At 40.5% G+C, this 14,462-nt stretch carries 9 protein-coding genes; 3 read left to right on the top strand and 6 right to left on the bottom strand.

Annotated elements, in window-relative coordinates:
- The first annotated feature begins 111 nt into the window (after positions 1–111).
- Together CWC18_RS17515 and CWC18_RS17510 are read left to right on the top strand one after the other, a co-directional pair.
- The gene (locus tag CWC18_RS17515) at positions 112–708 is read left to right on the top strand and encodes a tRNA-uridine aminocarboxypropyltransferase (protein WP_138592058.1); all 597 of its coding nucleotides are present in this window, start codon (positions 112–114) and stop codon (positions 706–708) included.
- Entirely contained in the window at positions 705–1,496 is a 792-nt protein-coding gene (locus tag CWC18_RS17510) for a CLCA_X family protein (protein ID WP_138592059.1), read from the top strand. The genes CWC18_RS17515 and CWC18_RS17510 overlap by 4 nt, the downstream gene beginning before the upstream one ends.
- Here the strand turns inward: CWC18_RS17510 and CWC18_RS17505 are convergent.
- The 3 genes from CWC18_RS17505 to CWC18_RS17495 all read right to left on the bottom strand — a co-directional run bounded on the left by CWC18_RS17505 (position 1,456) and on the right by CWC18_RS17495 (position 5,860).
- Positions 1,456–3,933 (bottom strand): putative bifunctional diguanylate cyclase/phosphodiesterase, encoded by a 2,478-nt coding sequence (locus tag CWC18_RS17505; protein WP_138675795.1) that lies wholly within the window; start codon positions 3,931–3,933, stop codon positions 1,456–1,458. The genes CWC18_RS17510 and CWC18_RS17505 overlap by 41 nt on opposite strands.
- A gap of 262 nt (positions 3,934–4,195) precedes the next feature.
- Positions 4,196–4,783 (bottom strand): dCTP deaminase, encoded by a 588-nt coding sequence (gene dcd / locus CWC18_RS17500; RefSeq protein ID WP_138592061.1) that lies wholly within the window; start codon positions 4,781–4,783, stop codon positions 4,196–4,198.
- Between the two features lie 3 nt (positions 4,784–4,786).
- Entirely contained in the window at positions 4,787–5,860 is a 1,074-nt protein-coding gene (locus CWC18_RS17495) for an Mrp/NBP35 family ATP-binding protein (RefSeq protein ID WP_138592082.1), read from the bottom strand.
- Positions 5,861–6,030: 170 nt separating this feature from the next.
- Here CWC18_RS17495 and metG point away from each other — a divergent pair, with 170 nt between their 5' ends.
- Entirely contained in the window at positions 6,031–8,058 is a 2,028-nt protein-coding gene (gene metG, locus CWC18_RS17490; protein ID WP_138592062.1) for a methionine--tRNA ligase, read from the top strand.
- Between the two features lie 44 nt (positions 8,059–8,102).
- Here metG and CWC18_RS17485 read toward each other — a convergent pair whose 3' ends face one another.
- The 3 genes from CWC18_RS17485 to CWC18_RS17475 all read right to left on the bottom strand — a co-directional run bounded on the left by CWC18_RS17485 (position 8,103) and on the right by CWC18_RS17475 (position 14,454).
- The gene (locus CWC18_RS17485; protein ID WP_138592063.1) at positions 8,103–11,750 is read right to left on the bottom strand and encodes a sensor histidine kinase; all 3,648 of its coding nucleotides are present in this window, start codon (positions 11,748–11,750) and stop codon (positions 8,103–8,105) included.
- 63 nt (positions 11,751–11,813) lie between these two features.
- Positions 11,814–13,676 (bottom strand): alkaline phosphatase D family protein, encoded by a 1,863-nt coding sequence (locus CWC18_RS17480; protein WP_138592064.1) that lies wholly within the window; start codon positions 13,674–13,676, stop codon positions 11,814–11,816.
- Entirely contained in the window at positions 13,669–14,454 is a 786-nt protein-coding gene (locus tag CWC18_RS17475; RefSeq protein WP_138592065.1) for a TatD family hydrolase, read from the bottom strand. Before CWC18_RS17475 ends, CWC18_RS17480 begins: the two co-directional genes overlap by 8 nt.
- Positions 14,455–14,462 lie beyond the last annotated feature (8 nt).

The following is a 14,462-nucleotide window of genomic DNA, read 5'->3' as shown; positions in this document are numbered from 1 at the left end:
CAATCCCTTCGTCTTGTTTACTACTTGTTATGCTAGTCAATTCAGTAACTATTAGCAAAACAATTCGCAATATATGGTATTATTTACCTAGGTTTTATCAACGAGTAACTCATGAAACGTTCACTATGCTCTAACTGTAAATACCCACTCACAACATGTGTTTGTAAATACCTTCAAGAACCGATCAAAAATAGAACTAGAATCATCATTTTGCAACATCCTGATGAAACAGTATTAGCAAAAAATACAGTGCGGCTATTGACTCTGCAATTATCAAATATAGAAGTCTTTGTGGGTGAGTCACAACAAGATTTTATGCCACTACAGTTACAGCTTAATTTAGCAACCTGTGCATTGCTGTATCCATCAGAACATGCGGTGACAACAGATACCTTATCAAACTCAGAGCATATTATAGAAACCTTGCTGGTTATTGATGGGACATGGAAAAAAACCAATAAAATTTTAGCACTTAATACATGGCTAAAAACACTCTTTGCCGTAAGCTTTAAAGATATCCCTCAAAATAAATATACCATTCGTAAGGCTGAGCAAATATATAGCTTGTCCACCCTTGAAGCCGTAGGGCTTTTTCTAACCCATCAAGAACAGATAGATTCACAGCCTTTACTATCACTATTAGACGGCATGATAGAAGAACAAACAAAATTTATGCCTGAACATGTTAAGGCAAGATACCAAAGATGAAAGTGACACGCCTGAACAAAGGGTTTCGTCGCTACGGCCCTGATTATCGATTTGGTGATCAGGTTGATTTCGATGAAGTCCGTAATACATTTGGTTTTTGTACCATTTCTATCGGTCATTGGGTCACTAAAACTGAGCGATTCCTCAGTGCTAATTTAGTCTATGATGCACTTGCCGATTTGGCGCAAATTCTTAACATTCCACCAAAGGCTATTGGCTTAAGAGGTACTCTCAACTTTTCTTTTGGCACCGGCGGTCAACTTGGCGTTCAAGCACATTATAATAGTGCGTCTCGCACTTTAGCACTGGCTAAAAATGCTGGTGCAGGCGCCATCGCACACGAATGGTGGCATGCATTTGACCACTATATTTGTAAGCACATGTTCACGTCACCTTCAGCTCACGGATTTGCATCGAGCTACTGGTTAAGCAATATACAAGCTAAATCACATCCATTAAACACCATACTCAGTGAGTTTTATAAAGCATGTTTATTAGACTCCACCACCACCAAGCCCAGTGCTTACTTTAATAACGCTGTTAAGCTAGACAAAGAATACAAACAGCTCTATTTCAGTAAACCTGAAGAGCTGACTGCCCGAGCATTCGAAGCATGCATCGCATATTATGCCGATATACGGAACGAGTTCTTAGTTAGTGGTGTCATTAATAGTGATCTAGAAAAAGCAGGAGGGTTTCCTTGCTCGTTACTTCGCCCTCAACTCTCTCAGCATGTATTTAAGTACTTTAACGTATTAGGTGATGCTTTACATCATCAGCGCGGGTAGCCTTATTTAGCCATACTAGATATTCATCAAACCCCAGTGGACGAGAAATAAAATAACCTTGTCCAAAATCACAGCCAAACCCCTGCAAACGGGTATAACTTGCTAGACTTTCAATCCCTTCCGCCACTACTTTAGATCCTAAGCTATGTGCCATATCACAAGTCGCTTTACAAATGGTTTGATTAGTTCGAGAGCTTTCGATATCCATCACAAATTGCTTGTCAATTTTCAGCTCATCAAACCCTAACTGGCTTAAATATGCCAAAGACGAATAACCTGTACCAAAATCATCAATCGCTACTTTAATGCCAATCCGTCTATAATCATCTACGACCTCTTTTAAATTAGCTTCTTTACCAATTGTCACCGATTCTGTGATCTCCAATATAATTTGACGTGGATTCAAATTAAATTCGTTGATGAGTGTGATCAGCTGCACCGTTAACTCTCGCTTCGCTAAGTCTTTTCCAGAAATATTGAGTGATAAAATATGGTTTGGGTACAACTCTACTATTTGTTTTTGATAATGTAGTCCCTGCTCAATCACCCATTCTGTCACTGAATAAATCATTCCTGATGACTCTGCAATAGGTATAAACTCATCTGGTGGCACTTGGCCTAACTCGGGGTGCTCCCACCTTAATAACCCCTCTGCCCCATGCACCTTGCCAGTCGATAAATTAACTTGGGGCTGCATATACAGTGAAAATTCGCCCTTATCTAACGCGGTTTTCAATGCAGAAGTGACTTTAAGCCTGCGCTCAGACACCATTGAGTTAGCAACATCAAAAAGCTGCCACCGCTCACTGCTTGAGCACTTTGTCGCTAATGCCAGCATGGCTCGCTGTATTAATTTCTCCGCACTTTTTGCATGTACAGGTGAATGAGCAACACCAATTTCTATTTTATCAACCAGCTGATGACCCTTTAACTCGACACCTTCTTCAAACACCGAAGAGAGTAAACATACATATTGCTCTACTTGCGACAACGACAGTTTTCCCACCAAAATTACCGCAAACACCGAGTCATCTAGCCGATAAATATCAGTATGCTTGTCACTGTGCTTAGTGCTGATGGTAGAATTACCATACGTATCTAGTTGTAAATTTAGCTTTTCAAACAGACTATTCAAATGTCGGTCGGCATAATCCATTCCATAATTTAATCGGATACTGTTTAATACCAATGGTTTAAATAACAATAATGTGTGGTGCTGATGACTTGATACAAGTTTGATTAATTGCTGATTAAGTGCCAAACGATTAGGAAGCCCCGTGTCTTTATCATGATTAGTGTAAAAAACAAACGCATCTCTTTGTTGCTTATCTCTTAGGTAAATAACCAACCCAAGTAAACTAACATGTGAGATCACAGCAATTTGACTCATATTCACTAAAGCACTGTTCACAAATATACCTAATTGCATACTCACCCATGTAAAGGCTAAAACAAACATAGGCAGCCAAGCGAACAACAATACTCGAGCCTCTGTTGCATGTTCTTTACCCAATTGTGCATACATGGCGATACCTAGCCCTATCGTCGTTAGTACGCTCAACGCCTGGACTTGCACCGCAATTGGCGAGCCAATTCCAATAGACAATAACCCCATAAAAATGAGTAAACCAGCCAAAATAAGCGTAGGATATGTCAGCTGTTTTGCATTCTTATTGATTTTAAAAAAGGTGAAATGAAAAAGTAAACAAGCTGCAAGCCCCGCGACCAGCAGCATACTACAATGATGAGTGAACCACTGGGCGGCCTTTTTTGGTAAATAATAATAAATACTGCCATTGTTAGCACTGCACTGTAATGCTAACAGCAGTAAATATGTGCCCAAGTACAGAAAATAATGACGACCACTAAATACCGCAACCGACAAAATAAAAAACGCCACAAAGTACAACAAGCCAAGTTCTAGGCCATACCAAAAAAGCCTCGATTGAGAGTGTTCAGCAAAGTCATGAATAGACTGTACTTGATAATTAATCCGAGCATTGAAAGGCGCTTGAAATCGAACATAAACCTGTTGAGGGAACGCGGACGTTTTATATTTAATATGAGGGTAAATACTTTGTAATCGCGGTAGTACTGCATTGTCTGTCGGTAAATTAACAGCAGCAATGATTTGGCCCAATTCGACAACATACATATCAAGTGCGGTTTCAACAGGCTTATAAATAGTGAAGAACGATTCGCGGATTGCTTTGGGTTCTGCAGGAATATTAAATTTTACCCACGTAGACACCGCTTTTGACGCAACAGCACCGTCTTGCTCAATGTTTTCAAACTGGCCATGACCATTGATTATCTCGTTAATGGTCATTTCATTGCTTAAATCGTTAAATACCTGTGATGCATTCGCACTTGAACACACAACGACCATCATAAGCAATGCATACAGCACCTTTAAAGCTTTGTCACATCCCCACATACTCTCTCCTTGATGTCGAGACAGTTCGTCTCGTTCAATCAATATTAAAGTATGTAAACTTTATTCAGTATTGCCAGTCTCAAATAAAAATATTCATATATTAGGGGCTCAAGATACAGATTTAAGGTTCATGTAGATTTCATCAAAGGTCAGCGTTGCACACCTTGAAATTATTCAGTGCTTGGCTTTTATGAGTGTTTATCGCAACGGTTGCTAGGCGCTGCGTAAGTCATTTATCTAATTAAAAGTCCAGCATATAGCCTTACTGTTTATCGTCGCTAATTCGACTCGCTACAGCACTATTTTGCCCTTTATATTTAGCATCTTTCCTTGTGTTATAGGGGGTTTGTGCCTCACAGCTCATCGTTTCAAAACTGAGCGCACCTATCTTCATATTGGGTCTAAGTGCAAGAGGCAATTTACCAGAATTATAAAATTCAAGTACAATATTACCAGACCAACCCGGATCAATACGGTGAGCTGTTACGTGCACCATTAAGCCTAATCTTGCTAACGATGAGCGCCCATCTAACCACCCCACAAGATCTGCTGGGAGCGTCACAGACTCATAAGTTATCGCTAACGCAAGTTGTCCTGGATGTAAAAAAAATGCTTCATTCTCGTCCAAGACAATTTCATCGCTCATAATCGATTCCATTGCAGCATTTAGTTGATCTTTTGGCCCACTTAAATCAACGTAAGGGGCTGCATGATCTTGAAATACTCTAAATTTATTACCTAAGCGTAAATCTAACGTGATCCCAGAGATCATCCCCTCTTCTGGTTTTGGCTCAATAATGATCCGTTGCTCTTCTATCGCTTGTTTTATATGGGTATCTGATAATCTCATTGATTAGTCATCCGTTATCACTATATCGACCGTTGAGGTGGATTGTGTTTGATAATGCAATATGCTGCCAACAAGTTGTGCACAAGCAACATAGTTAGCTGCTTGCTCTGTTGACGCCGTTAAAATATTTTCGCCCTGCTCTGATGTCTCTCGGATATTAATATCTAAAGGCACTTCTGCTATCAAAGGAACACCATGGCGACTTGCTAGATCAGCACCGCCGTGCTGACCAAAAATATGGTTTTTCTCTCCACAATGGCCACATAAAAAATGGCTCATATTCTCAATTAGACCTAAAGTAGGTAAGTTAACTTGATTGAACATCGCAATGCCTTTTTGTGCATCGGCTAACGCTAAATCTTGTGGAGTAGTCACGATCAATGCGCCACTTGCAGGCACTTTTTGTGTCATAGTCAGTTGGATATCTCCCGTACCTGGAGGCATGTCCACAATAAGGTAATCGAGCTCCCCCCACTCGGTTTCATTCAACAACTGATTTAATGCTTGCGAAGCCATTGGTCCTCGCCATACGGTTGCATTTTCAGCAGGCACTAAAAAGCCTATCGATTGAATGCTAATCTCATCTTTTATAATGGGGTTAAGCGTTTTATTATCTTTTGACGTTGGTTTTGCATCCCGCACACCAAAAATAGTCGGAATAGACGGACCGTATATATCAGCATCAAGTATACCTACTCGCCCACCTTCTGCAGACAGTGCTTGCGCTAAAAACGCTGCGGTAGTCGACTTTCCAACCCCACCTTTGCCGGAAGCTACTAATAAAATATGTTTAACTGCTTTATACTTATGTACGTCTGGCAATTTTACGTCAATCGTCAGTTTTACTGATTGACCCAACTGTTTAGTGAGATAATCTGTCAAACATGAATTTACGCTTTTCACAGCAAATGGTATCTGCAGAGCCAGGGTAATTCCATCGTGACATTGAGTATAATTTTCAACCCACTCTCGCTCTATTCCTACAGGAAATACGCCGCTTTTATAAGCTTCTAATACTTCGTATAACCGAGTTCTGTCTGAATTATTTTTTTTAAATAGCTTATTAATACCAAACATAGAAATAAAACGTACTCGAGTGATGAAAAAGACCTCGGAATTATGTAACATTCAACCCATTAACACCAGTCTATTGATGCTTTACACGAGCACAAAGTGGCAATTGTAAACTAAAACTTAGAGGGTTGGCTGTTTCTTAAACAGAACCGCTCAGAATTCACGGAACCGTTATGACTAAGAGAAAAATTCTCATCACCAGTGCTCTACCTTATGCCAATGGCCCGACTCATTTAGGGCACATGCTTGAATATATCCAGACAGATATTTGGTCACGCTTTCAAAAACTACGTGGTCATGAAACATATTATGTCTGTGCAGATGACGCGCATGGCACGCCAATTATGCTCAACGCACAAAAACAGGGCATTACACCTGAAGAAATGGTGAAAAATGTAAGCATCGAACGCCAACGTGATTTTGCGGATTTTAATATTGAGTTTGATAACTACCACAGCACCCACAGTGAAGAAAATAAAGAACTCAGTGCGCTAATATATAACCGCCTAAATGCAAAGGGACATATTAAAAAGCGCACCATCTCTCAGCTGTTCGATCCTGAAAAGAATATATTTTTACCAGATCGTTTTGTAACAGGCACATGCCCAACCTGCGATGCAGTGGATCAAAATGGAGACAGCTGCGATGCGTGTGGTGCAACCTATAGCCCAACGGAGCTCAAAGAGCCACGTTCCGTAATGTCAGGTGCGACGCCCATCTTAAAAGACTCTGAGCACTTCTTCTTTGATTTACCAGCATTCGAAGGGATGCTCAAAGAATGGCTTCATTCCGGCAGTATTCAAACAGAAATGGCTAATAAGCTAGATGAATGGTTTGCTGATGGTCTTCAGCAATGGGATATTAGCCGAGATGCACCTTACTTTGGTTTTGAGATCCCTGGTGCGCCGGGTAAATACTTTTATGTTTGGTTAGATGCACCGATTGGCTATATGGCCAGCTTCAAAAACCTGTGCGATAAAAAAGGCTTGGATTTTGATACTTTTTGGGGTGAAAGCTCTGATGCGGAACTTTACCACTTCATTGGTAAAGATATTATTTATTTCCACAGTTTATTCTGGCCAGCCATGTTAGATGGTGCGGAGTTCCGTAAACCAACGAATGTATTTGCACACGGTTTCGTGACGGTCAACGGTGCTAAAATGTCAAAATCAAAGGGCACATTTATTAAAGCCCGTACCTATTTAGAGCATTTAGATCCGGAATTCTTGCGTTACTACTTTGCCGCAAAGCTTAATGGCGGGATCACTGATTTAGATTTAAATTTAGAAGACTTTGCACAACGTGTAAATTCAGATCTGGTCGGTAAAGTAGTTAATATCGCATCACGTTGTGCTGGTTTTGTTACCAAAAAATTTGATGGAAAAACAAGCGCAAATGTACTTGAGCCTGAACTGATTGCTGAATTCCAAGCTGCTTCAAGTGTGATAGCTGACTATTATGAGCAACGTGAATATAGTCGTGCCATTCGCGAGATCATGGCACTTGCTGATAAAGCAAACCAATTCATCGATGCACAAGCACCATGGGTGTTAATTAAGAATGAAGAAACGCATGAGCAAGCACATCAAGTATGTTCATTAGGCTTAAACCTATTCAAGATACTGATGACGTATTTAAAACCAGTGTTACCGGCGATGGCAAGTAATGTAGAACAGTTTTTAAATACTGAGCTTACATGGGAGAGTGCCCAAACTTTACTAACAAGCCACTCAATCAATAAGTTCAAGGCCCTAATGCAGCGTGTTGATATGGATAAAGTAAATGTCATGCTTGAAGAATCTAAAGAAAGCTTAGCAGCGACAACTGAACCAAAAATTGATCCAAATAGCCCACTAGCAAAAGAGCCTATCGCAGACGAAATAGAGTTCAATGACTTTGCTAAGGTCGATTTACGTGTTGCAAAAATAGCCAAAGCGGAGCATGTAGAAGGGGCTGATAAGCTGCTCAAGCTGACACTTGATTTAGGAGGTGAAACACGCCAAGTGTTTGCAGGTATTAAATCTGCCTATGCGCCAGAAGACATCGAGGGGAAGCTTACTGTCATGGTTGCTAATCTTAAACCGCGTAAGATGCGCTTTGGTATGTCTGAAGGCATGGTCTTAGCAGCTGGACCTGGTGGAAAAGAAATATATATTCTTAACCCAGACAATGGTTCAGAGCCGGGCATGCGTGCCATGTAAACAATAATAATAGAAATGGTCTTATAATAGGCCATTTCTCTATCTTATTGGTCTGGACTGTTTACCTCTTCAATCGGCACTTTGAGTTTTACTGCAATCCCATTACCTTGCTCAGAAAAGCACTTTATTTCTCCTTTTAATAACTGTGTGACCAAATTGTACACAATGTGCATCCCTAAGCCACATCCACCCTGACTGCGTTTGGAAGTGACAAATGGATCAAATACGGTTTTCAACATCTCTTCACTCATACCAACACCATCATCGGTATAGTTAACGTACCAGCTCGTATCATCAAGCGCAATGGTCACCAAAACCTCTCCTTTGCCTTGTTGTTCGAATCCATGTAAGACAGAATTATTTAATAAATTGGTGAGGATCTGATAAATCGCACCGGGATATGTTGTTAGTAACACTGTATCGCTCCCCGTTACACTTACGGTAATATTTTTCCCCTTTATTAATGGAGCCAGAGAATTAAATACATCTTTAATATATGTTTTCAAGTTGATCTGTCGCGATGTTTCACTCGACTGATCAACTGCAACTTGCTTAAAGTTACCAATCAGATTTTGCGCTCTATCTAAATTTCTCAGGATCAACTGATAGCCTTCTGTTTGCTCCTCTATGGCTTTTGTTAAGTCACTTTGTATTAGCGTTCTATCTGCCAGTTTTTTCTCAACGCTTTGCAAGCTTTCTTGGTTATACGTCATCGCAGTTAAAGCAACACCCAAAGGTGTATTTATCTCATGAGCAACCCCCGCAACTAACCCGCCTAACGACGCCATTTTTTCACTTTCAATAAGCTCTTGCTGAGTTTGCTTCAGAGTGAGCATCGCATGTTCAAGAGTTTGATTCTTGGTATATAACTCGTTAGTACGCATCTCAACTTTAATCTCTAGCTGCTCATTAAGCATTTGCAAAGCATTCTCGTGCTCTTTAAGCTGCGCAATATCTTTTAGTGCCCCTGCGATCCTAATTGCTTGTCCATTTTCATCTCTATCGACCACTTTTCCTCTATCGAGCACCCATGTCCACTTACCACTTAAATCTTTAACGCGTATGGCAATTTCATAACTTTCAACATTGCCTCGAATGCATGCTTCTACTTTGTCTTCGAGTAAGATATTGTCTTTGGGGTGCACAAACTGAATAAAGTCATCTAGTTCCATATGACTTTCAGCCTTACCATAATCCACTCTGGGCGAAACGCTATGTCGATATATCGCTTTCTTGTTTAAATGCCAATCCCACAATTCATCACCACTGGCCCAAAGCGATAACTCTAAACGTTGGCGTAATTCACTCATTTTTAAGTTATCAGCAACCACTTGACGATATCGCTTTTGTCTAATTATTACAGTGATTAAAATTAATGCGAGTAGCGCCAATACATAAACAGATTTTGCATATATATTCCACCACCACGGCGAATTAATTATAAGAGAAAAATGGTGTATAGGGGACTGAACATTAAACCGATTTATCGTATAAGACTCTACAGTATAATGTCCTGGTGCCAAACGAAGTAGGTTAACTTGTCTCACTCCTTTAGCAAGTTTCAACCATTTGTCACTGAGCCCAATAACACGATAATAAAATTGCTGCTGCTCTGAGCCATACTCTAAGCTGGAATATTGCAAAGAAATAATATCTTGGTCATAGCGTAACTCTATGCTTTTTGCCAGCTCTGGTGCTGTTTTCAATAACCCTGTTTCACTTGGCTCTAAGCTTTTACCTAATAGCTCAATGTGACTTACAAGTAAGGGACTTGCAGAGTTGTCTACTCTCAGTTTTTGTGGGTAAAACTGATTGAACCCCATCGCTCCCCCAATAAAAATACGTCCATCGGGTGCAAGCCATGCGGCGTTATAGTTAAACTCGTTGCCTTGTACGCCATCAACGGGGGAGAAATTATGAATACTCAAGTTACTGGTGTTGATTTGGCTCAACCCACCACTACTCCCAACCCATAAATGGTTTAAGTTATCAAATACTAAGCCCCATATCGCATTATTTGCCAATCCATTTTGCTGCGTAAAGACTTGTTCAATCTCAAACTCTTTAGACACAAGTGATAGGCCCGATTCACTTGCAACCCACACCCTGCCATATTGATCTTGTTCAAGCATAAACACCAGATCAGAAACTAGCCCCTCAGTCGTTGATAGCTGCTCAAGAGTCCCTCCCATATCTCGATACAAACCATTACCTATCGACCCAAACCACAGCTTACCGTCAACTACCGCCATAGAAGAAACATGACTGGGAGGGTTCTGTTGTGGTGTGTACATAGATTGCAAAGTTTTGCTCTGCTCATCGAAGTACATCGCACCCATTGTTCTTGAGCTGATGAGTACTTTCCCATTGAATAGCATAACATCATTGAAGCTAAGCTCCGGCCCGTTGCCAATATCTGGCTTTAAATGAATAAGCTCTTTAGTTGTCAAATTAAATGAAACGACCCCATTACCCCGCGTGGCAGCCCACAACCATTCTCCATGAAAAATAATACGTGTAATAAAACTACCATTGAGTACTTTGAGTTCTGAAAAATAATGATTTGCGGGTTTAAACCCCGTGCCATCAAAAACATGCGCGCCATTTGACGTAGCTAACCAAATACGATCTTCACGATCAATTGCGAAATTACGTATATCCGCAGTTTTCATTGGCGAATGGGGGTAGTTATATTCGCTCACATGACCAAACGACTCACTGAGCTGACTGAAGAAGTGCAACCCTCGAGTTTCAGTTCCTATCCATAGATCGTGGTTTTTGTCCCGCATGACAGTCAAAATATTATTATCTTGTAAGCCTGCTGTTTGCCTATCTCTTTTATACCAATGATTCAGCAGCTTTCCCTGTAGATCTAACAAATAGACCCCATGATCACTGGCTACAAGAATTTCATTGCCATTTATTTCTAAACTGTGAAGCGTAATATTTTGAACAGTGTCGAAGCTACGTGACCAAAGCACTCTTTGATACAAGGTGTCATAACTGATCAACCGATTTGACTTACTAACGAGCATTGCGCGCTGACCTTGGTAGGTCATTTTTTTAAATTCACCGGCAAGTAACTGGACGGACGTTTTCGCTTGCTTGTGATATGCCATAAAACCCATATCACTTAAATAAAAATAATTATCACCACGCTGTACAACGTTGCGAATATAATTACCTTCGATATTAAGGGCATGTGGAACGAGAGTTGATTTATCAACTTCGTAGGACATATTGTCTTCGGTCGAGATAACGACATGCTCACCTCTACAATCTATCCAGCTTACACGATCAGATTTAATCACCTGTTGATCTTTTGATAACAATGACGTAAATCGCCCATGTATTGTATGATAAACGCTCAGCCCTGTGCTGGTGCCAACCCAAACCTTGTCATTACTTACACACAAGGCTGTAATAAAGCCACCCGCTAAACTGTTAACATCCTGCTGTTGTGAGACAAATGTCTTGAATTCATGGCCATCAAAGCGATTGAGTCCTGCTTGCGTACCAATCCAAATATAGCCAAACTGATCTTGCGCTAAAGCGGTAACAGTGACTTGGCTTAGTCCTGTACGATAGTCATAATGTCTCATCACTTGGGCTGTATCTGTGAACTGAGGCACAGCCCATACTTGTTTACATATTAAAAATAATAGCCAGCCGAAATACCAAGCAGTTTTCATAAACAGCCAAAAAACGAGAACTAATTTATAAAATATAGCAAAGCCTATAAAGTATAGGGTATTTTATTCCGACTCTAGACTAAACTGGCTAATCGAACCGTCTCCATGCCACAACTCATAATGTGCTAACTTCCCTTGCTCTAAACTGATCAGACTGATCGCACTATTAGAGATTAAATAAGGCTGTTTATTCGTGGCTCCTTCTAATGGATGTTTGTTGACCTCCATTTGCCAGCGCTTAGTAAAAAAGTTAAGCGGGCTCCACGGTCCATAAAAAATAGAATCTAATTTATCTAAGCAAGCAATTAACTTTTTAGGAAACTCATTTTTAATACCTGATGCTGTTAACTGCCAAATTCGATTATGATGTCGACCAAACCGAGACTGTACTGAAAAACAAAACGAATAATGTACATCTCCTGACAAAATGATTGTTTCCTTCGGTGTATCTGCACGCTTAAATATATCTAATAGCTTTTTGGCAGATCCCTCATGGGCCATCCAGTTTTCTACATCAACCATTAAAGGCTGACCGCATATATTAAAAGCAGCTTGGATCGCTTCAATTGATTTAACGCCGAAAACGGGAGGGGGTGATACTAAGATAACAGCTTCATGATTAACTAAGGTCTCTTGCAATTCCATTAACATTTCCCAATCCATCAAACCACTGGGCTCTGCAAAGTTTTGTTCATTTCTCCAACGATGTGTGCGCGTATCTAATACGACGACTTTAGGGAATGTATCCAAACAAAAATGCCACCGCCCAAATCGTTGTAATTCTTTATCTAAACTTAAAAATAGCCACTGGCCTTCAACTAAACTCTCTTCAAAAGGCGCTAACAAAGTTTTCGAATGTACCATTGCATCATTGCCTAAGCCCTGAAATAACCAATAGCTCAATAAACCATTATGAATAATTCGGCTACTGACTGAATTACTGGCAATGGCTTGCTCCCACTGCGCTGTTAAATTCCAATCATCCGTTACATCATGATCATCGAACATCATTAATGTAGAAATGTTTGCAAATAAGCGCTGAGTATTAGGCAGCCCAGTGATAAACTCCTGTAACACTCGCCATTCATCGTAAAACTTTCGTCGCTTAGCGGTGTGTTCCTCTTCATAACTAATTTTATCCGTTTCAACCAATGTCCACACCACAGGACTAAATGCCAACAAATAATAGGCGATAAACTCTTCAAAGTGCATAAGGTGGTTGCACGCATGCATACTCGTAAAGTGTGCATCATCTGTTTTTGTCCAATAGCGTAAAGAGCGCTTAGAACATGCTTGCCAGGGTGTTTTTGGTAATAGGTGTTCTCGATTGAATAATTGTTTTTGGATCTCTTCAAGCGGGCCTAAGCCATTGAGCGTTTCTTTATATAACCCAAGTTTGTTTATTAATTGATGAATAGCCAGTAACATCGCACCTGCCACGTCATCCGCATATATCTGATCACCCGACATCAATAATAAGCTTGGGCCACTTTGACCTTTTTGCCGGAACCCCTCTAACTGGGTATCAGCCATAACCAAGCTGTCTTTACTTGAATGATGTGGATTTCTACAAGAACCATGTAACACTTTAGAGAGTTGCTTAGGGATTATGAACTGTGGAGATGATAGACCTCTATAACAAAATTCATCTAGCCTTTGAGCTTTATCGTCAAAGTAGACGCCATAACCCAAGGCTTGATCTGCTATAAAATCGCCTTGTAGAGGTGTCACTATTACAGTGTGCAGATAACAGTGCTTTCCCAATGTAAGCGTTGTTTGTTCCGAGTGAACATCGTATCCAGATACTGAAAAAGTGACCTGAGTAGCACAGCTTGTCACCAGTTGGATACATACTTGATGAGGCTCGGCTCGACGGATCATCGGGCCAAGTAGCATCATAGGCAGAGTTTTTTTACAATCAGACATTCACTTTTGGGGCTAAATTAAATAGTTGATAAAAGTTATCCGTTGTCGCTTTTGCCAACTCATTAAAAGTCAGCCCTTTCAAATCAGCAATATAGTAACCGACATCTTGCACATAAGCAGGCTGGTTTGTTTTACCGCGATAAGGCACGGGCGCTAAATAAGGAGAGTCGGTTTCAATTAATAATCGGTCTAACGGAAGCTGTTTCACCACGTCTTTTAATTCAACTGCATTTTTAAACGTGACAATACCCGAAATTGAAATATAAAACCCCATATCAATGGCTTTTTTCGCCATAGTCCAATCCTCGGTAAAACAATGCAGCACACCACCACACCGCTCTGCGTTATGGGCTTTCAGTAACGCAATCGTATCTTCCCGTGCATCACGCGTATGAATAATAAGAGGCTTATTTAGCTCGTTTGCTACTTCAATATGGCCAACAAAACTATCTTGTTGAACTTGATGAGTATCTTTTGAATAATAATAATCGAGTCCAGTTTCCCCTACCGCAACGACACGTTCGTGCCCAGCTAACTGACGTAACAAAGCTTTATCTAATTGATCTTTTTGATCTAATGGGTGAACGCCACATGATGCGGAAATATCTTTATAGGGAAGGATCGTGTCGAGCATACTGGGGAACTGTTCAAGCGTCACGCTCACACATAAAAAGTGCTCAACCTGCTTTGCTCTTGCAGCTTGTAAAATATCAGGTAAGTCCTGTCCTAGCTTGTCAAAATCAAGCCTGTCTAAATGGCAATGGGAATCTACAATCATAACTACTC

This window comes from Pseudoalteromonas aurantia (genome assembly GCF_005886875.1).
Taxonomy (GTDB): Bacteria; Pseudomonadota; Gammaproteobacteria; order Enterobacterales; family Alteromonadaceae; genus Pseudoalteromonas; species Pseudoalteromonas aurantia_A.
The sequence above is the reverse complement of the archived record's forward strand: the minus strand, read 5'-3'. Positions and strand labels throughout refer to the sequence as shown.